This is a genomic window from Paraburkholderia aspalathi (assembly GCF_900116445.1).
Lineage (GTDB): Bacteria > Pseudomonadota > Gammaproteobacteria > Burkholderiales > Burkholderiaceae > Paraburkholderia > Paraburkholderia aspalathi.
Genome location: NZ_FPBH01000039.1, coordinates 16,843 through 36,869 on the forward strand (window position 1 = coordinate 16,843; position 20,027 = coordinate 36,869).

Below are 20,027 nucleotides of genomic sequence, written 5' to 3' on the forward strand. Positions count from 1 at the left end.
ACCGACCATGCCAAAACCCCTTCGAATTCTGATCCCCGTCGTGGTCTTCCTGCTGATCCTGTGCGGCTTCGCGTTCCTCGGCCAGTTCGCCGGCGGCCAGCTTTTCGCGAAGATGCAGAAGCTGCCGCAGGGCAGCGTGGGCGTGTTCACGCTGTACGACTACTGGCGTGCCTACGGCGATGTGCCTGCGGTGGTGCGAGCGCTCAAGGTGTGCTCGCTGCTGTCGGTCGTCATCACCGGCCTGCCAGTGGTCGTGATCACGATGGCGCTCGTGTCGGGCCGCAAGCGCCTCGCGCAGTTTGGCGAGGCCCGCTTCGCAACCCGAAACGACATTGTGAAAGCCGGCCTGCTGGAGAGGAAATCACCATGACCACTTCACAACACCTGTATCCGCCGTTCATTGTCGGCAAGTACAAGGGTGAATACCTGAAATATTACGGCCAGGATTTCCTGATGGCGGCCGCCGGCACCCGCTCCGGCAAAGGCACGTCGCTCGTGATCCCGAATCTTCTCACCTATCCCGATTCGGCCGTGGTCGAGGACATCAAGGAAGAGAACTACCTGTATACGTCCGGCTACCGGCGGGCGTGCGGTCACGAAACCTATCTGTGGGCGCCGTTCTCGGAAGACGGCCGCTCGCACGCGTACAACCCGCTCGAATACATCCAGCGCCGTGCGCCCTACACGCGCGTGGGCGACGTGATGACGATCGGCGAACACCTGTATCCGTCGAACGTCGACGCGCGCCTGAAGTACTGGAACGACAACGCACGCAACCTGTTCATCGGGATCGTGCTGTATCTGCTGGAAACGCCCTCGCTGCCGTGCACGTTCGGCGAGGTGCTGAGGCAGGCTTCAGGCAAGGGCAGGGCGATCCGTGAACACATCTCGTCGATCGTCAGCACGCGCGCCGATGCAGCGCATGCGACTGAGGGGCTGCCGGCGCTCACGTTCGAATGTCTCGACGCGCTGAACCGCTTCCTGTCGCAGTCGAAGGAAGCCTTCGCGAACATCGTATCGACGATGACCGCGCCGCTGAACGTCTTCAGCAATCCGGTGATCGACGCGGCAACCAGCCGCTCGGACTTCGATCTGGCCGATGTGCGCAAAAAGCGCATGTCGATCTATGTGGGCATCAAGCCGGGCGACCTGAAGGCCGGCGCGCTGCTGGTCAATCTTTTTTTCTCGCAGCTGATCGACCTGAACACGCGCGAGCTGCCTGCCGAGAATCCTGCACTCAAATACCAGTGCGCACTGATCCTGGACGAGTTTGCAGCGCCCGGCAAGATCGACATCATCGATACGGCCAACCCGTTCATCGCGGGCTACAACCTCAGACTGATGCTGATCTTCCAGGGCATGTCCCAGATCGAGGATCCGAAGCTGTACGGCAAGCACGGCGCCGAAACGCTGGCGATCAACTGCAAGATGCGCAGCCTGTATGCGCCGCGTACGGTCAAGGAATCGGAAGAGTACTCGAAGATGCTGGGGACCTTCACGTACATGGCGCGCTCGCGTAACCGCAGTCGCGGGCGGAGTTCGTCGACGAGCACCAATGAGTCGGAGCACGGCAGGGCACTGATGATGCCGCAGGAGCTGCGGGCGCTGAAGCACAACAAACAGATCATCACGATGGAGGGGTGCGAGCCGATCCTGTGCGAGAAGGCATTTTTCTATGAAGACGCCGAACTCGTCGACCGGCTCGTGCAGCAGAGCCCCTATCTGCAGGCGGTGATGGCGAAGCTGGAGAAGACCAATCGCCGGCGCGCCTGGTTCGGTTTCGGTCCGAAGTTTCCCAATGAAGTACAGATGAAACACGCCGCGTTCGTCGCGCGTGAACTGTGTGCACCAGTGCCAAAGATCGACGTCGAGCAGTGGTGGCAGACGCAGAACGCGGCCCGACGTGCGCAGCAGGCCGCCGAGATAGCACGCCAGTCCGCCGGCGCGGCACGCGACGTCCGCGAGCACGAGATCGGCGTCCTGAAGCCCTATCACCTGGACAACCGCAACAGCATCCGTGCATCGCTCTTCCAGCTGATGCCCTATCTGCGCGAAGTCCTGCCCGAAGCAGCCGCTGCGGCCCAAACCGCAGCCCCTCAATCACAGCCTGAGCCGCAAGGAGTGACCGTATGAACGAGATCAAATTCCCCGCCGACCGGATCGACTACCGCGAGCGCGGTGCGGCCAACGCTGACGATGCGTCGACCATCCGCGCGCGCGTCACGCCGCCGGCGAACGAGCCGGATGCGGGCGCCGTGCCAGGCAACCCGGAAACGCCGGTCGATGACGCAACCGACGAGCGCCTGAAGAAGATTCGCGCAGCCGATCGGGGGAAGGTCGAGAAGCTGCTCAGGCGTGACCCGTCGACAGACGCAGCGAACAGCACAGCCACCGACGAGTCGGTGAAGCCGGCCGCCGGCACCGGCAAGCCGCTCGGGATGAAGGGCGGTGAACCGGAGAACACTATCCGCCCGAAGCCGGTTTTCGAGAAGACCGGCTATGACGTGCCGAAGTCGGTCAGTAACCGCTATGTGGCGCATGAGGGCAAGTTTCTCGATCGCAAAAGCGAGACGGTGCACTTCGAGGACAGGGGCCGCTCGCTGTCGACGGCCAGTGAAGACCGCGAGGTAATCGCGCACATGGTCGAAGTGGCGAAGGCGAAGAACTGGGATGAGCTGCAGCTCAAGGGTAGCGAGGAATTCCGGCGGCAGGCGTGGATTGCGGCCGAGCTCGCCGGCGTGCCGACGCGTGGCTTCAAACCTGGGGCGCAGGACCGGGCGGCTCTGACCGCCGCGCGCGAGGCGATGCGTATCGGGGCTGGCGAGAGATCGAATGATGAGGACAAGGCGCGCACGAATGAGATGGGGGCCGCAGACGCCGCAGGGCAAAAGCAGCCCGCTGCGCCGGAGCCAGCGAAAACGGCCACAACAGGGCGGGAAAACGCCGCGCCCGGCGGCCGGGCGAACGCCGCGCTGCCGTCTGCGGCTGCGCCGGCGAGTCCCGTTCAGGGCACGCCAACGCCGGCCAGTGTCACAGCGGGGGTACTGGTGGCACACGGGCCCGCTCCGTTCAACCACGACGACAAGCAGAACGCCAGCTACTACGCGACCGTGCGGACAGAGGATGGCGAGCGCATCGTGTGGGGGCTGGACCTCGAACGCGCGATCGGCGAAAGCGGTGTGCAGCCCGGTCAGCGGATCGAGCTGGAAAAGGGCGGCAGCAAGACGGTAACAGCGCAGCAGCGCCAGTTCGACGAGAAGGGTACCGAACTCGCTCCGAAGACGGTGACGAGCCGGCGCAACGAGTGGCTGGTGTTTTCGCCCGATGTGTCGGGCCTGCCCACGCGCGAGCAGCGCGAAGCGCTGGCCAGTGTGCGCCGCGAAGTCGATGAGCGCCATAGGATCGATGAGGCGCGGGAGCGGTTCCTGAACGGAGACTGGAAATACTCGAAGGAACAGCAGAAGACGCTCGAGGAGGCACGCGAACGCATCAAGGCGCAGGCCGCGCGCGAGGTGTTGCGCGACGAGATCAAGGGTTTGCCGGAGCAGCAGCAGGAGAAGCTGATGGGGGAGTTCGAAAGCGCCGTGGCCGAGGCGCGCGCAGCTAGCCGGCCACTGGACGTGCCCATGCCTCAGGTAAGCGAAGCAACGATCGAGGCCGTGCGCGAGCAGATCGAGCGGGAGCAGCGCAGCCAGGCTCACGCAGCCCAGCAGGCCACCCAACAGGCGACGGCGGAGCGCGGACAGGACCCGCAGTCGCAGACCGCCGAACACGATGGACCGACGCTCGAATTGGAACCATAAGGCGGCGGGCAACGCCGGGCGGCCGCGATCGCCTCGCGACCGTATCGTCAAATCGAACAACAGGAGTAAACCATCATGAAGATCGCTGTAATCAACTTCTCGGGTAACGTTGGCAAGAGCACCGTTGCACATCACCTTCTCGCGCCACGGCTCGAGGGTGCCCAGGTGATTCCGGTCGAGTCGATCAACTCGGACGACAGCGAAAAAGGATCGGCGATGCGTGGGAAGGAGTTTGGGGAACTGCAGGACAAACTCATGACCTTGCGGCATGCCGTGGTCGATATCGGGGCATCGAATGTCGAAGACTTTGTCTCGCTGATGCGTGACTATCAAGGTTCTCATGAAGACTTCGATGCCTTTGTGGTACCGACCGTTCCTGCGCTTAAACAACAGGTCGACACAATTTCGACATTGCGCGCACTCACCGGAGAAATCGGTGTACCGGCAAACCGCATTCGCGTCGTGTTTAACACAGTCACCCCGAAAGACGACGTGTCAAAGATTTTCTCTAAAATTTTCGACTACTACGCGGAAAACCGCAATTTCGTCCTGAATCGCGACGCGGTGATGTATGAGAACCCCATCTACGAAAAGATCAAGGCTTTCGATCGCACCATCATCGATATTCGCAACGATCCGACCGACTATGTCGCGATGAATGCCGAAGCAATGGAGAGCGGGGAGCCCGAGGAACATCTTGCACAGATTCGCCAACTGGTTGCAATCAAACGTCTGGCCACACGGGTAATCACCGAACTGGACGCAGTCTTCAAACTCGTGGTGCATTGATGGGTGCATCGGACGATTCGATCCGCGAGGAACTGATCGGCGCAGTACTGGGTGAGCTATCGCTGCTGCGACGGGACGTGAAGGATCTGTCCCAGCTGCTCGATACCACGGGCAAGCAGTTCAAGGACGACGGTGAACTTACGCTGCTGCGCTTCACGTCCCGCTACGAGCAGTTCCTCAACCAGTTCGCAGCATCGAGCACCGATGTGCTGGCCGAAGCAGGACGGTTTTCGGAGGCCCGCGATCAACTGCTTGGCGAGATCTCGCTCAGGCAGTACGACGAAGCCAACGGCCGAAGCCGCGATCTGCTGCGCGACGTCCTGCGCGAAGAGCGCGGCCGCGGTCGTGGTATCGGCCGAATCGAACTGGCTGCATGGACCGTGTGCGCCATGCTTGCCTCAGCGGCGCTCACGGTCGGAGCCCTTGCGGCGCTGCGACTGCTGTCCATCTGACAGGAGATCTCATGAAACGATTCCTCGCTGCATTGATCTGCTGTGCGGCGGCCGTCCCGACGATGGCGGCAGCCGACGACGACAACAACTCGGCCTGCGGTGCGGTGCTGTGCCTGGCAGGGCTCATGGACGGTGGCAATGGCGGCGGCCAATGCAATCAGTATGAGCGTGACTATTTTTCGATTGTGCGCTATCACCACGGGCATTTCGATCTGAGTGGCACGTCGAGCGCCCGGGGCGATTTTTTGAATCAATGCAAATCCGTTGGGAGTGACCAGAAGGGTTCCGTGAATTCGAAATACGGCGGTGTCGAGAACGGCCCCTGAAGTGCGCCTCTCAGCCCGGCACGTGTGTCCTCGTGGGTGCCGGGATTTCACCGTCGTCGGCAAGCTGACCTAGCGCAATCGAACTCAGTGCCATCGACACAGGGTGGACCCTGGCGCGTTTTCGAAAGGCTGGGAGCGCCAGTTTGAGCCACTTGCAAAAGATTCGTGGATTCCCGCTCGCGGGCCGACAAGAGACCTTCTTCGGCAATGCAGAATTGACCTGTGATCGAGCGGCATACGGTGGGAACCTATGCGCTCCCACCGTATGCCGTTATCTTGTCGCGCAACTCCAGCGTCAACGCTTCGACACGTTCGCTCATCTGCTTTGTGAGAGCAGTGAGCTGGGTGCTCCGTTCAAGCAATGCAACCAGCGGATCGGTCTGCTTCGCCGCCAGTGCTTGCCGTTGTTCGCTTGCATTCGCAAGGTCTTCGCGGTGGCGAGCATCGGCGTCAGAATGAACCTTGTCGCGATCCGCCTAACGTGTTTGTCCGAGCAGAATTAGCGGCGCAGCGTAAGCTGCCTGAAGACTGAAGGCAAGGTTCAGAAGGATGAAAGGATAAACGTCGAACTCCGTAAAACCAAGCATGTTCACAGCAATCCAGACCGCAACAATCACTGTCTGTGCAATCAGAAAGGTTGGCGTTCCAAAGAAACGCGCGAATCTTTCGGCCTTGAGCGCGAACCAATCGTCGCCGAAAACCGAGTTGAGATGGAAGTACGGCATGTGGAACCGATAATGATGATCGGGATGTCCATTGGGTTCGCGGAGCGGGGCCTGGTTGTGATTCGCATCGCTCATGATGGTGACTGTTCATGAAAGGTGATTTTGGCGCCCGTCCTGACCGACCTCTTGGATGGGCTGGCCCGATGCCGTGGATGTCACGTTTGGCGGTTACCGCGGTGTCGGGATATCGGGTAGGTCGTCTGACGCCCGCAGCGCCGCGTTGGCCGTGACAAGCAACCTCGCATCGTGTTCGCGCAACACCGCATCAACCGTGTCGAACGCCTTCTTCAACTCCTTCCAGTCTGACTTCGTCGCATTGTCAGCTTCTAAAATCGCTTCGGCCTCTTTCTTCATGCGTTTCACGAGCTTCGCGGCGAACCGGCTGTCGAGGGTCCCTTCGCGGACAAACCCAATGATCTGCGTTGTCAGGGCCGTCAGCGTTGCCGGGGTCGTCTCGTTTGGGTCGCGGGTAGAGTCGGAAAAGGATTTCTTGCTCATCAGGGTTCTCCAAGGTGAGCTTGCTTGCGTGGACATGAATTACTTAACGTCGAGCGTAGCATGGCTCCGTAGTTGCTAAATGACGGTCGCTCGCGCCAGAGACAGCAACTGGAGGAGCAAGGGTTGCTGATGCGGGCGGCGATGCGGACATCCCGGCGCGTGAGCACTTTGAGCTATTTAGCGCCCACGGGTTGGCAGGACCTTTGGCTGTCGCTTCTGACGGGGCGCGATCGGCCATCAAGCGACCGTCGCGGCCTTCAACTGAACGGCCGCTGTTTCGACCTCACCAGCCATTCGTGACAGGCAAATGACGCCTGATCCGTGTGGCGTCGCGACAGGCGAGTTACTGCAGATTTTTCGAGAGCTGTCCGCGCAACGTATCTGTCAGCTTCTGCAAGATATCCGGCAGGAGAACCTGCGCGTCAAGTGGACCCACAACTGAATAGCCCGATCCCGACTCGCCGTCGATCACTATCACGGCTACGCAGCGCGCCTTCGTAATCTCACGAAGCCGATTGCATGCGGAATCGAATAGTCCGGCCGACTCCCCGCCTGGCATGACCGTTGGCTCGAAGTTTGATGTCATTTTGTCCTCGCAAAAACAAAAAATCCGGCGATGAGGCAGGTTTGCCGCGCAGTTGGCCCGACGCCGCACTTTCGAAAAGCTTTCGATCGGATCTAACAGTATGGCCTTCGCGTCGCCCCGGCGTGAAATTTGTATTGAATCGTGTATAAATACGGAGACCACAATACGACATAAACAGCCAATTTAATTGCGCACAGGACGATGGGCAAACCGATTGACGATATCCCTCTCGCACAACGTAGGGCTCTTGCCGCCAGGCTTCTGTTAAATGGTGAGGGTATTAGCGAAGTGTCCCGGAAGGCCCGGCTGAGTCTTCCGACCGTGAGCAAATACAAGGAACTGGTTGAAAGGGGTGGAGCTGACGCCCTTGCTCGCCTTCGCATCCACGGGGGCCCCTCGCAACTGGATGATGCTTCGCAAAGCTGGCTCGTTAGCGCGATCAAGCATTCACCTGGGCTCCACGGCTATCCAGGGCCAACCTGGACCATAAGCCAACTGCGCGAACTGATCTTTCGGCGTTTCGGCGTCCAGTTTTCAGCTTCGCACGTTGGTTACCTGGTTCGGGGTTATGGCCTCGCATACCGGCTCACCTATTCAACGTCAGAAAAAACGTCGCCGGCTACTTCCCAGAAATCGCAGAGCGACGTCTATGCCGCGCGCCGGAAGATTGCTGCGAAAATGCTGCTGGACGGGGACAGCGTCGAGCAGGTCTCGAAAGCGCTCAACATCAGCGTGCGCACCGTTAAGAAATACAGATCGTTGGTAATTGCTGATGGAGTCCAGGCCGTTGAACAGTTCAAGTCATCCGGGCGCAAGGCGACGCTCGGCCCCGAAGCTCTTGAGTGGTTGCGGGCGACATTGGAGGGTAGCCCCATGGCTCACGGCTACGAAACCGAGCTCTGGCGAAACGGGGATGTTCAGAAGCTGATCAAGAAGAAGTTCGGCGTTTCACATTCCGCTGGACACGTGAGAACCGTCGTCGGGAAGCTTGGACTGGGCCATCGGATGCGATCGCCGAAGCAGCGCACGGACAAGAAGCCGTCCGCGATGAATGACGAAACGCTGGCATGGGTTGCCGCGACGCTCAGACAGTCGCCTCGAGCGCATGGCATAGAGTCTGATCACTGGACCAATGCACGTTTGCGCACCGTGCTTCATCAGCGGACAGGCGTTGATTATTCTCGCGGATATATCTGGGAAATTGCCGCCCGCGCCGGGGTGGCGGACCTGCTTACAAGGCGCCGTAGCTGATCAATTCAGGGCAGCAGGCGACAGATGGACGATTCAAGCAATCTTGGCCGAACTCGAAACGTCGACTTCGGCTGACGAAGCACTTCTCTCGTGGTTTCGAGATTTGGTGGAATTCGCCCAGAGCTATAGGAGCGTCGTCGCCATGATGCCGGCGGCCCACACGAACCAGGACTCCGCTCTTTATGCTTCATGCGCGGCGGTGCGCTCGTAAGCGTCATGGCAGTACCGTCTAGACAGGGTGCCGGGGGATACGGAGCAGTCGCGCTCGTTCTATCGCACGCGGCGATTGCGACGGCGTATCGTCGCGCGAAGGCATGGATCGACCTCACATGTGGAGGGCTCATGATTGCGCTGGGAATCCGGCATCGCGAATGGCGAGTTGACAAGACCCTCAACAGACCTAAACGCTTCCTTGAAGAGATATTTCTCTGTCGAATACACCTGGTTCTGTCCAATTTTCCCAGCCTAATTTTTCAGCTCGAACACCGCGTATCGAGCGCGGCACTCCTTCAGCACGAAGTCCCAGAATGCCGTTCCTCCTCTTACTCGGCAATCCACTGCATAAAAGTTACAGCAGGCAGACTTGACTAAAGTCTACAGTCCGACGGTAGACGTTCCTGTTCAGCCAGGGCACAAACGTGTATTCGTCGTATGCGTTGCTGCCGACAAAAATCCAATTGCTGAGAATGTTGAACATCACCGTCTCCCACTCCATTTGCCGTTAACAGGCACCGCCCCAGCTTCGCTGCGAAAGCCGCTCCCAGCCACCTCACGCCTTCCGATGCCATGGAGCCCGGCTGCTGCTCGATCGTCTGCAGCACGTCGTTACCAAAAGCCAGGACCACTCATTGCATCCATGTCCCATTTTGCTCAAAGCCCACGCGAAGCTGGTGCTCGCGGCCGTTATCCGCCTCGTGGATGTATGCAGGTGAGCGCTTTTGACGCGACACCGCACGTGCGCCACCACTAGCAAGGTGCAGGTATACGAAATGGCTGGCCATGTAGTACATAAAGACTAAGATAGGTATGTTTACAAATTAAATCAAGAGGATTCGAGCGCCGTGCCCATTGCCATCTGTCCCTGAAGACGGGCCTCGATCGTCCGGCCTTCTTGCAGGCACAGGGGCCGCGTTCCGCTTCGGACCATAGCTGGGAAACCCTGGTGTCGACTTTGCGGAGGCAGGGAATTCCCTCTCTTTTTTCTTTTTTTATTTTTGTATCATGACCTAACTTTGGTAATATTTTCTACGAAAGCGTGTCTGGAGGTGTTTTAACCAGATCGCCGATTGACGATTCAGGAGTTCGGTCATGGATGAATCCACGCGCAAGGCTTTTGCCGAGGACGGCGCCGTTCTGGTCAAAGGTCTTCTCAGCGAACAACAGTTGGCTCGGTGCCGGCAGGTCTTCGACTGGGGCATAGAGAATCCCGGGCCTATGGCCTGCAGCCTGTTCGAAGGGACGGTACACAAGACCCACAACGACAACGCCAATCCGTATGCGAAGGGGCGTCTGGACGAGCTGGTTGGCGAACTGCCGTTCGGCCGACTGTTCGCGGACCTGTGGGCCTCGGATCACGTCTGGTATTTCGCAGAGGAGCTGTTCCTCAAAAGTGGAGGCAGGAGCGGTCGCTCGCCGTGGCATCAGGACACGTCCTACTTGCCATGGGAGGGAATGCACTTCGGCAACGCGTGGATCAGCTTTGAGGCCGTCCCCAAACAAAATGCGCTTGAGATCGTGCGGGGATCTCATCGAGGACCGCGTCACGACGGCACAACCTTTCAGAATGCTGAAGACCCAACAGATCCTCTGCATGGCGGAGACATCTGGCCACGCCTGCCGGATATCGAAGCCGAGCGCCGCGCCAACCCGGCTGCCTACGACATCATCTCGTGGGCGACGGAGCCAGGCGACGTCCTGCTACTGCATCCGGGTGTGCTGCATGGCGGCGGAGCGGTAGACGCCGCCTTTGCTGATCGCCACACGCTCGTGCTGCGCTTCTTCGGTGACGACGCGGTTTTCAGTCCGCTGCCGCAACCGAGCGTCTCGGGGTTCACGCCGGCCGGTGTTCTGTTTCTCGATGAACTTGCCGCGTTGAAACAAGGTGATCCGTTTCGTGCGCAGTGTTTCCGTCAACTCATTTAAGCAAAGGAATCCACATCGTGACCCAAGCGACTACGCGGCAATCAATCGTCCCGCCGCCGTTCCAGGCGTTCTATGACGCTTACCATTTTTCGCCCGCGACCCGCGTAGGGGACATGATCTGGGTCTCCGGACAGGTCGGCATCGGCCCGGATATGAAAACCGGCGAGGGCATGCAGGCGCAGGCCCGTATCGCCTTCGAGTCCCTGAAGGCCGTCCTCGAGATGGCGGGCGCGAGGCTCGCCGATGTAGTGGAGCTGACCACTTTCCATACGGACCTGCGCGGTGAAATGGAGGCTTTTTCTGCGGTGAAAGATACGTATTTCCCGGCGCGCTATCCGTCGTGGACGGCGGTCGGCGTAACACAACTGGCACTGCCCGAGTTGTGCATCGAGATCCGGGCGGTGGCGGTGGCAGGGTGCGGCGAGGGCTGAGTGGTTCAACTCCAGTGCGCCAGCATCGAATCCAACAATACGTACTACGAATCAGAGTCGAATAGGAAGGAGAGTCATGATGAGGAAGCACACCATCGGAGCGCTGTCGGGCATTGCGGCCGCTTTGTTGCTCGTGGCCGGGGCGGCCGTTGCCGACGACCTCACGCCGGTAGGCGCCGAGCGCGCGGCCAGCAAGGACGGGCTCGTGCCGGCGTTTGCCGGCAGGGAAGCGACGCCCGCTGGCTGGGCGTGGGGCAAGGTTCGCGGCGACTTCTGGCAACACAGGAGCGAGAAGCCCCTCTACTCGATCGACGCGTCGAATGTCGACAAGTATGCGGACAAGCTGTCACCAGGCCAGATCCAGCTCGTCAAGCAGTTGAAGGGCTACCGCATGGATGTCTATCCGTCACATCGCGAATGCCAGTTGCCGGATTTCGCGGAACAGAATTCGAAGACTAACCTCACGGCGGCGAAACTCGCGTCGGATGGCCAGACGGTGCAAGCCGCGACGCTTCCCGGCGTGGCCTTCCCCCAACCCAAGACCGGAGCTGAGGCGATCCTCAACTACGAGACGCGATATCGCGGCGAGGGCATCGAATGGGCACCGGTCGTCACGACCATTTCTCCGCGCCCCGGCAGCAGCGACTGGATCGATGCAGTCGGTCCTCAGGCCTTTTACCTGCCGGCGGGCAAGGAAGGCAAGGCCGCGCCGGCAGACGTCGACCAGTTCAGTCTTGGCGCCTACTTCACGATCGACTCGCCGGCGGCACTGGCCGGGCAGGCCTTCGTGCAGCGGCAGTACTTCGACAAGGATTCTGAAACGTACTACTACTTTCCCGGCCAGCGCCGCGTGAGACGCATGCCAGCCTATACGCACGACGCACCGCTGATCGGCTTCGAAAATCAGTATCTGATCGACGAATCCAACATGTTCAATGGTTCCATCGACCGGTTCAACTGGAAGCTCGCGGGCAAGAAGGAGATGATCGTCCCCTACGACGACTTCGGCATGTACACCTTCAAGGACAAGCTGCACGACGTCGCCACACCCAACGGCATCGCGCCCGATCATCGTCGCTACGAGGTGCACCGCGTCTGGGTCGTGGAGGCGACACTCAAGCCCACGGCGCGCCACGTCGCGTCGAAAAAAGTCTTCTATCTGGACGAGGACAGCTGGCTGGCACTGGTGGGCGAGGACTACGACGCTCAGGGCAAGCTATGGAAGGTGCGCGAGAGCTACCCAATCCCGGTGTGGGAACTGGGCGGCGCCTGCGACAACGAGCCGTTCGTGCAGTACGACGTCAACAACGGACGCTATGTGTTCGACGCCTCGTCAATTGGGCAGGGCAAGGACATTCGCTGGTACCAGCAGATCAACGACCCGCGCTTCAAGGCGGACTTCTTTACGGCCGAATCTTTGCGGTCAGTGAGCGAGCGCTGAAGTTCGGCAAGGTACCAGGGGACTGGCGCGCGCCGGGGGCGTACGTCGGAATCAAGGGTGACGGCAGGGGAGATCCATGAAAGCGAACCTCATCGGAAGATATGTTGCGGCGTCGCTGGCCATGTTCGGCGTGGCTGTGACGAGTGCGTACGGTTACGAGTTCACAACGGGTCTGGGAGATCTCACGGGCTCGTGGGTGACCAACCTCACGGGAGGCGCGGGCATCCGCACCAAAAACCCGAGTTGTTCGCTTACTGGCGACCCGAGCTCGTTCGGTTGCGGTGCGGCAGCCAACACCAACCAGTGGGGCGTGGGTGACGACGGCGATCTGAACTACCGCAAGGGTCAGCCCTTCACCACCTATATCAGCGCGACGAGTGAGCTGCTCTTCAAGATGCCCAGCGAGGGGCTGAAGTTCATGATCCGGGGCACGGGTATGTACGACTTCCTCGCCGGCGACACGAACCGCACGCCGCTCTCGAGCACCAATGCGGCGCAGGTCGTCTACAACGCACAACTGCTCGACCTGTGGGGCGAGAAGGACTTCACCATCAACGGGCAGAGCGCGCACGTGCGCCTCGGCAACCAGGTGATCAACTGGGGTGAGAGCATGTTCGCGCAGGGCGGCATCAATGCCACCAACTCGCTCGACGTGCAGAAGCTGCTGATTCCCGGCTCGCAGCTGAAGCAGGCGCTGCTGCCCGCGCCGATGATCAGCTTTGCAGCCGATCTTTCTCACGGATTCAGCACTGAGGATTACTATCAGTTTTCGTGGAACGGCAACCGCTATCCACCCGTGGGCTCGTTCTGGTCAGTATCGAACAGCCTGGGCCGCGGAACGGACCCGTATACGGTGAGCACCACGAATCTGAACGTGGCCGGCCCCAGTGCCGGCACGATTGCGGGGGCGAGCAGTGGCAACCGGAATGTGCTCAACGGGATCAACTCCGGCCTCGTCAACGGCGCCTATGCGGGGCCGCCCTGGAACGATATCGGCCTGCCAGTCGACTGGCAGGCACCCTCGAAGTACCACCCGCAGTTCGGCATGAAGTTCAACTATTCGCCGCGCTCCTTCGATGCGAACTTCGCGTTCTACTACGTCAACTATACCGACAAGTCGCCGGTGCTTTCTTCGCTGGCCAATGGGACGCTCGACTGGTCGTATCTGCAGAACCGCCAGCTCTTTGGCGCCAGCGCGAATTTCGGGATCGGCAACTGGGCGATCGGTACCGAACTCTCGTACCGGCCGCACGATGCCGTGGCGCTGTCGAGCTGCTATGGCGCGGGTGGCCCACTGGACCTGAACACCAACGGCGTGGCCGGGGTGAATTGTCAGCAATGGGCCGACATGAAGAAGTTCCAGTACGACATCAACGGGCTGCTGGCGCTCACGCGCAGTGAGTATCCGTTCCTCAAGCTGCTTGGCGCAGATGAAGCGACGCTGACCTGGGAACTCACTTGGATCTACTACCCAGGTCTGAGCCAGCGCGGCGTCACGCGCTCGGTGGATGGCCAGACCGTCACGCAGGTTCCTCAGGCGGGCTACCTGCCCTGGCTGAACAACGGATCCAGCCTGGGCTACCCGATCGGCATGGCGCAGGGCACGTCGAGCTCCGTGGGTGCAACCATCGATTTCAACTGGACCTACGACGGCACGCTGATTCACGGCTGGCAGGTGACGCCGGGCGTGACGTTCGCCGATGGACTCTACGGCTATACGCCGACGCTTACCGCGAACTACCTGCAGGGTTCGAAGTCGCTGAACCTCTACGTGCTGTTCAACCAGAACCCGACGGTCTGGCAGGCGGGCATCAATTACACGCTGTTCTGGGGCGGGCACAACACCGTAGGCAATCCCTACGCGGACCGCAACTTCGTCGGCATGTTCGTCACCCGGAACTTCTGATGGCCGAAGCATCGGTGTGGGGTCCGATGCCGCTTGTCGCCGGAGCTGCCGAAACATTTGAAGGAAAAATGCCGTGTTAAATCGTCTGGTAAAAACGCTGGAAAGGGAGTTCTTCGGTCACCGCATGGCGGTGCTGGTGAGCATTGGCCTATTCACCGCGGTCATGGCATTTTTCGCCGTCCAGTTGCGGATGGATGCGGGCTTCGAGAAGCAGATGCCGATCGGCCACGAATACATTCAGACCTTCCAGAAGTACCGCTCCGACCTGCTCGGCGCGAACCGGATCACCGTAGTCGTGCGTGCCCGCAAGGGCTCGATCTGGACGAAGGCGGGCCTTACGCGGCTGTACAAGGTGACCCAGGCCGTCACGTACCTGCCGAACGTGGACCGCATTGGCGTGCAATCGCTGTGGACCCCGAACGCCTACGTGAACGAGATCACGGACGAGGGTTTCCGCGCCGAGCCGATCATCTCCGGCACGATCACGCCTGACCAGCTTTCGCCGGACGTCGTCGCGAAGATCCGCCGCGCGACCACGCTCGGTGGCTATATCGGGACGCTCGTTTCTCACGATGAAGACAGCGCCATGATCACGGCCGAGCTCAACGAGCGCGATCGCAACGGCAAGGTGCTCGATTACGTGGCGTTCAATCATCTGCTCGAAGCGCAGATCCGCAAGCCGTTTGAAGATGCCGGCTATGAAATCCAGATCATTGGTTTCGCGAAGCAGATCGGTGATATTGCCGATGGCGCAACGGCCGTGCTCGGCTTCTGCGGTATTGCACTGCTGCTCACGGCGCTCGCGGTCTACTGGTATTGCCATTCGGTGCGCTTCACGGTGCTGCTGATTTCATGCTCGCTGACATCGCTCGTCTGGCAGTTCGGCACGCTGAAGCTGCTCGGCTTCGGACTGGACCCGCTCGCGGTGCTGGTGCCATTCCTGGTCTTCGCGATTGGCGTCTCACACGGTGTGCAGCAGGTCAACTTCATCGTGCGCGAAATCGCGCACGGCAACAGCTCGTTCGATGCGGCGCGCCACAGCTTCAGCGGCCTGCTGATACCGGGCGTGCTGGCGCTGGTCACCGCCTTCGTTTCATTCATCACGTTGCTGCTGATTCCGATTCCGATGGTGCGCGAGCTGGCCATCACGGCGTCGCTCGGCGTGGCCTACAAGATCGTGACAAATCTCGTGCTGCTGCCAGTCGCAGCTTCGTGTTTCAACTTTACGAAAGCGTATGCGGAAAGCGCGCTCAAGCGCAGCGAACGGCGCTCGTCGTGGCTGCGCGGGCTTGCGCGCATCGCCGAACCCCGCTATGCGGGCGTGACCGTGGCGCTGACGCTCGTGGTGTTCGCGCTTGCCGCCTGGCAAAGCCGCGACCGCGTGATCGGCACGCTGCAGCCGGGTGCGCCGGAGTTGCGTGCGGACGCGCGTTTCAACCGCGATGCGACGTCGATCGCGAGCAACTACGACATCGGCCTCGACTGGCTCACGGTCGTGATCGAGTCGGCGCAAAAGGGCTGCGATAACCCGGCAGTCGGCCTGTACGAGGACGACCTCACGAGCGCGATGCGCACCGAGCCAGGCGTGGTGTCGGTCGAGTCCTATTCGGCGATGCTGCGCCGCTACAACCAGGGCTACAACGAGGACTACCCGAAGATGAATGTCGTTCCGATCGACCCTGGGAACTACGGCGCGGTCTCGGTGGATGTGGGCCGGGTGAAGGGCTTCATGAAAGCGGACTGCAGCATGACGGCCGTGCACCTGTTCCTCACCGATCACAAGGTCACCACGATCAGCCGGATTCTGGACGACGTGAAGACGTACCGTGCAACGCATCCGTTCCCGGGCATTACGGTACGGCTCGCGGCGGGCAATGCGGGCGTGCTGGCGGCGACCAACGAGGAGGTGGCCGCGAGCGAGTTGCCCATGATGCTTTACGTGTACGCGGCCATTCTGATTCTTGTGTGTCTTGCTTACCGCGACTGGCGCGCGATGCTGGCGTGTTGCCTGCCCCTCTCGGTGGCAACCTTCATCGGCTACTGGTTCATGAAGGAACTGCAGATCGGGCTAACGGTGGCGACGCTGCCCGTGATGGTGCTGGCCGTCGGCATCGGCGTGGATTACGCGTTCTATATCTATAACCGGCTGCAGGTGCATCTGGCGGGCGGCCAGAACATCGTCAAGGCGGTGCAGCACGCGATGCTGGAAGTGGGGGTGGCGACGATCTTTACAGCCATCACACTGGCGATCGGCGTGGCGACGTGGAGTTTCTCGGCGCTGAAGTTCCAGGCCGACATGGGCAAGCTGCTGGCGTTCATGTTCCTCGTGAACCTGCTGATGGCGATGACGGCGCTGCCCGCAATGGCTTCGGTGCTCGAGCGCTGGTTCCCGCGCCGCAAACCGGCGCGCGCGCCTGGTCTCTTCAGTCACTGAACATGGGAGACACAGTCATGATCAAGATGCTTGTTGCCTGTGCCGCGCTGTGCGTGAGCGCTGCAGTCTGGGCCCTGCCGCCCGGAACCGTTGCGAACTGGGCTGCCAAACCCGCCCATGCGTGGCCCGCGCCGGCACACATGATGTTGATGGATGCGGCGCGCGCCGGGTCGCGCATCGTCGCGGTGGGTGAGCATGGCGTCATCGTCATTTCGGATGACGAGGGAAAGACGTGGCGCCAGGCGAAAGGAGTGGCTGCTTCGGCGACGCTCTCGGCCGTCACCTTTACCGACGCGCAGCACGGCTGGGCGGTCGGCCAGTGGGGCGTGATTCTCGCAACGGCCGACGGCGGCGAGACCTGGCAGAAGCAGCGCATGGACCTTTCGGTAGACCAGCCGCTCTTCTCCGTGCTGTTCACCAGCCAGAGAGATGGCGTGGCCGTAGGCCTGTGGTCGCTAATGCTCGCCACGCACGACGGCGGCAAGACGTGGACGAAGGTAACTGTGCCGAAGCCGCCAGGTGGCACGAGGGCCGACCGCAACCTGTACCACATCTTTGCCGACCGCAAGGGCGCGCTCTATATCGATTCGGAACAGGGGATGGTGCTGAAGTCCACGGATGGTGGCGCGAACTGGAGCTATCAGGCAACGGGCGGCAAGGGCACGCTGTGGACGGGCGTGGCGCTGCCCGACGGGCGGATCGTCGTGGGTGGGCTGCTGGGCAGCCTGTACCAGAGCAGCGACGGCGGGGCGACGTGGGCGGCGCTGAACGCGGGCACGAAGAGTTCGATCACCGACCTCGTAGCGACTCGAAACGGACTGATGGGCGTCGGGCTCGATGGCCTTATGTTCCGGCAACGCGAGGGCAGCACGTCGTTCGAGGTTCATCAGCGCGACGATCGGGCAACGCTCACCGCTGCATTGATCGACGGTGCCGGCAAACCGTTGCTGTTTTCGCAGGACGGGGTGCTGACGGCCCGCTGAGAAACATCAGTCGCTACCTTGTTGGATCGTTATCCTTACGAGTTGATAAGATAAACAATGAAACCGGATTGGGCATCAAGGATGAATCGGAAACGTAAGCCGGATACGCAGACCCGGCGACAGTTGCTACGCGTTACGGCGATGGGCGCGGCCTCACTCGCGGCCGGCGGCATGTCGCTGGCACAGGCCGCCGTAACGAAGCCCATGAACGGCGACATTCTGGATGTCGCGATCATCGGCGCGGGTCTCGCTGGATTGACCGCGGGCCGTGACCTCAAACTGGCCGGATGCGACTCGTTCGTCGTGCTCGAGGCACGCAACCGCGTCGGTGGGCGGACCTATAACCATGACCTCGGACACGGCGTCGTTTCCGAAGCCGGAGGGCAGTGGATCGGTCCAGGCCAGACCGCGATCTTCGATCTGGCACGTCAACTCGAGATCGATACGTTTCCGAGCTGGTACACAGGCAAGACCGTCGTGATGGCGCAGGGCGCTACGGTGGCCCAGGATTTTCATGGCGGCACCGGGGGTGACGACATGATCGGCAACCGGCTTGCCGAACTGTCGCGCGGCGTGCCATCTGGCGCGCCGTGGAAAGCACCGCATCTGGCGGAACTGGATAAGCTCTCTTATGGCGAGTGGCTCCAGCAACAGGGCGTGAAGTACGAGGCCGGCTACTTTCTCGCGCTAGCCGCGAAGCTGACCACGGGCGGTGCGCCGGCCCAACTGGGCCTGCTGCACTACCTATCGATGATCAACAGTGCAAGCTGCAACTACACGCAGCTTGAAGCATTCAAGGGCGGTGCGCAGGAAACGCGCATCGTCGGCGGCTCGCAGCGTCTGAGCATCAAGATGGCTGAGCAACTTAGCGACAAGGTCCGGTTGTCCTCGCCGGTGCGCAAGATATCAGGCTGGGATCGCGATGTGGTCGAACTGTATACCGATCAGGGCGTGGTCAGGACGCGTCGCGTGATCGTGGCGATGAATCCGGCGTTATGCGATCAGGTGGTTTTCGATCCGCCGCTGCCCGGCGGGCGGGTGCAGCTCCAGCAGAACTGGCCCACGAATGCCCCCATGCGCAAGACGGTCCACGTCTACGACAAACCGTTCTGGCGCGACGCAGGTTACTGCGGAACGATCTTCCAGGTCGGTGGCCCGGTCTTCATGGCGTACGACAACTCGCCTCCCGATGCATCGCTCGGCGTGATCGCCGCATTCGTCGCGCCGGGGATGTTGCCGAACGATCCCGCGCTGGCCGAAAAGACGCTGTCGGCCACTTTTGCGAAGGCATTCGGGGACCGCGCACTGCATCCAACGCAATTCCACGACTACGACTGGGGCCGGGTCGATCCATGGACCCTGCATTGCATCAATCCTATGCCGCCGGGCTTCTGGACGAAATGGGGCAAATATCTGCATCCCGAAGTGGGGCGCCTCATCTGGTCAGGGACCGAAACCGCCGACATCTGGGCCGGCGCGATGGACGGTGCCGTGCGTTCGGGCCACCGCGCTGCCTTGCAGGCGCTGGGCGGTTTCACTCGACGCGGCGAGGTGGCGTGAATGAAACGGGCATGGTTCATAAGCGCAGCCGTTGTGCTGGCAGGCGTTGTGAGCGCGGGAGCGCTCTTCGGACGCGATTACCTCGACGGTATGCGTTTCGAAAAGGCGATGAACGAGATCGACAGGTCGGAGGTGGCAAACAGTGGCCCCTGGCCGCAACCGCAGGAGACCTGCTACTTCTGCCACGGTGCGCACGGGCAGTCCGTCAATGGCTGGTACCCGGCGCTGTCCGGACAGCCAGAGGCTTATCTCGTCGCCCAGTTGCGCGCGTTTGCCGGCGGCCGGCGACCTAACCCCTACATGGGCGCGATCGCAAGAGCGCTCACGGACCAGCAGATCCAATCGCTGGCTGCTTATTTCGCGCGGCAGACGCCGGCCCAAAGCGAAGCAGTGTACGGGGAGGCGGCGCTCGAAAAGCGGGGCATGGCGCTCGTAGCGGCGAAGAGCTGCCAGACCTGCCACGGGGCTGCGTTCATGGGCCGGGATCAGGCGCCGCGTCTGTCGGGCCAGGGCGAAGCCTATCTCGCGAAGCAGTTTGCCGCCTTCAAGACGGGCGAGCGTCATGACCCAAGCGGCGCAATGAACGGGATGGCGGCCACCCTGTCGGGCGAGGACATCCAGGCAGTGGCCGGCTATCTTGCCAGCCTGACACCGGGTGGCAGCGCCACAGGCATGCAATAGCTGTCATCGTGTAACTGGC

At 61.1% G+C, this 20,027-nt stretch carries 17 protein-coding genes and 1 pseudogene; 16 read left to right on the forward strand and 2 right to left on the reverse strand.

Annotated elements, in window-relative coordinates; all coding sequences use genetic code 11:
- The first annotated feature begins 7 nt into the window (after positions 1-7).
- From BM438_RS38355 to BM438_RS38380, 6 genes are all read left to right on the forward strand, one after another.
- Positions 8-370 carry a hypothetical protein gene (locus tag BM438_RS38355; RefSeq protein WP_093645464.1) on the forward strand — a complete coding sequence of 121 codons (363 nt, stop codon included), beginning with the start codon at positions 8-10 and terminating at the stop codon, positions 368-370.
- Positions 367-2,133, forward strand: a complete 1,767-nt coding sequence (locus BM438_RS38360; RefSeq protein WP_093645466.1) for a type IV secretory system conjugative DNA transfer family protein — start codon at positions 367-369, stop codon at positions 2,131-2,133. The genes BM438_RS38355 and BM438_RS38360 overlap by 4 nt, the downstream gene beginning before the upstream one ends.
- On the forward strand, positions 2,130-3,803 hold the full coding sequence (locus tag BM438_RS38365; protein ID WP_093645468.1) for an LPD7 domain-containing protein: 1,674 nt from the start codon (positions 2,130-2,132) through the stop codon (positions 3,801-3,803). The genes BM438_RS38360 and BM438_RS38365 overlap by 4 nt, the downstream gene beginning before the upstream one ends.
- Positions 3,804-3,878: 75 nt before the next feature.
- The gene (gene stbB / locus BM438_RS38370; protein WP_093645470.1) at positions 3,879-4,592 is read left to right on the forward strand and encodes a StbB family protein; all 714 of its coding nucleotides are present in this window, start codon (positions 3,879-3,881) and stop codon (positions 4,590-4,592) included.
- Positions 4,592-5,044 (forward strand): hypothetical protein, encoded by a 453-nt coding sequence (locus BM438_RS38375; protein WP_093645473.1) that lies wholly within the window; start codon positions 4,592-4,594, stop codon positions 5,042-5,044. Before stbB ends, BM438_RS38375 begins: the two co-directional genes overlap by 1 nt.
- Positions 5,045-5,055: 11 nt before the next feature.
- Entirely contained in the window at positions 5,056-5,370 is a 315-nt protein-coding gene (locus tag BM438_RS38380) for a TrbM/KikA/MpfK family conjugal transfer protein (RefSeq protein ID WP_093645475.1), read from the forward strand.
- Positions 5,371-5,846: 476 nt separating this feature from the next.
- Here the strand turns inward: BM438_RS38380 and BM438_RS46435 are convergent, their stop codons facing one another.
- Positions 5,847-6,170, reverse strand: coding sequence for a DUF1003 domain-containing protein (locus tag BM438_RS46435; RefSeq protein ID WP_244179545.1), 324 nt, complete (start codon positions 6,168-6,170; stop codon positions 5,847-5,849).
- Between the two features lie 93 nt (positions 6,171-6,263).
- Positions 6,264-6,593, reverse strand: a complete 330-nt coding sequence (locus BM438_RS38390) for a hypothetical protein (RefSeq protein ID WP_093645477.1) — start codon at positions 6,591-6,593, stop codon at positions 6,264-6,266.
- A gap of 907 nt (positions 6,594-7,500) precedes the next feature.
- On the opposite strand from BM438_RS38390, the gene BM438_RS38400 reads away from it, so the two are divergent.
- The 10 genes and pseudogenes from BM438_RS38400 to BM438_RS38450 all read left to right on the forward strand — a co-directional run bounded on the left by BM438_RS38400 (position 7,501) and on the right by BM438_RS38450 (position 20,008).
- Entirely contained in the window at positions 7,501-8,430 is a 930-nt protein-coding gene (locus tag BM438_RS38400) for a winged helix-turn-helix domain-containing protein (protein WP_341865804.1), read from the forward strand.
- 249 nt (positions 8,431-8,679) lie between these two features.
- Positions 8,680-8,793, forward strand: a pseudogene (locus BM438_RS46440) (LysE family translocator); the annotation flags it as partial.
- A gap of 945 nt (positions 8,794-9,738) precedes the next feature.
- A complete protein-coding gene (locus BM438_RS38415) occupies positions 9,739-10,572 on the forward strand; it encodes a phytanoyl-CoA dioxygenase family protein (RefSeq protein WP_093645484.1) in 834 nt (277 codons plus the stop codon).
- A 17-nt stretch (positions 10,573-10,589) separates the two neighbouring features.
- Positions 10,590-11,003, forward strand: a complete 414-nt coding sequence (locus BM438_RS38420; RefSeq protein WP_093645487.1) for a RidA family protein — start codon at positions 10,590-10,592, stop codon at positions 11,001-11,003.
- A gap of 76 nt (positions 11,004-11,079) precedes the next feature.
- Positions 11,080-12,444 carry a DUF1329 domain-containing protein gene (locus tag BM438_RS38425; RefSeq protein ID WP_093645490.1) on the forward strand — a complete coding sequence of 455 codons (1,365 nt, stop codon included), beginning with the start codon at positions 11,080-11,082 and terminating at the stop codon, positions 12,442-12,444.
- Positions 12,445-12,520: 76 nt separating this feature from the next.
- Positions 12,521-14,350 (forward strand): DUF1302 domain-containing protein, encoded by a 1,830-nt coding sequence (locus tag BM438_RS38430; RefSeq protein ID WP_093645493.1) that lies wholly within the window; start codon positions 12,521-12,523, stop codon positions 14,348-14,350.
- A 73-nt stretch (positions 14,351-14,423) separates the two neighbouring features.
- On the forward strand, positions 14,424-16,784 hold the full coding sequence (locus BM438_RS38435; protein WP_093645496.1) for an efflux RND transporter permease subunit: 2,361 nt from the start codon (positions 14,424-14,426) through the stop codon (positions 16,782-16,784).
- Positions 16,785-16,801: 17 nt separating this feature from the next.
- A complete protein-coding gene (locus tag BM438_RS38440; protein WP_093645498.1) occupies positions 16,802-17,767 on the forward strand; it encodes a WD40/YVTN/BNR-like repeat-containing protein in 966 nt (321 codons plus the stop codon).
- A gap of 81 nt (positions 17,768-17,848) precedes the next feature.
- Entirely contained in the window at positions 17,849-19,327 is a 1,479-nt protein-coding gene (locus tag BM438_RS38445) for a flavin monoamine oxidase family protein (RefSeq protein WP_093645501.1), read from the forward strand.
- Positions 19,328-20,008: a c-type cytochrome gene (locus BM438_RS38450; protein WP_093645503.1), complete on the forward strand. Its 681-nt coding sequence runs from the start codon at positions 19,328-19,330 to the stop codon at positions 20,006-20,008. It abuts the gene before it with no gap.
- The last annotated feature ends 19 nt before the right edge of the window (positions 20,009-20,027 follow it).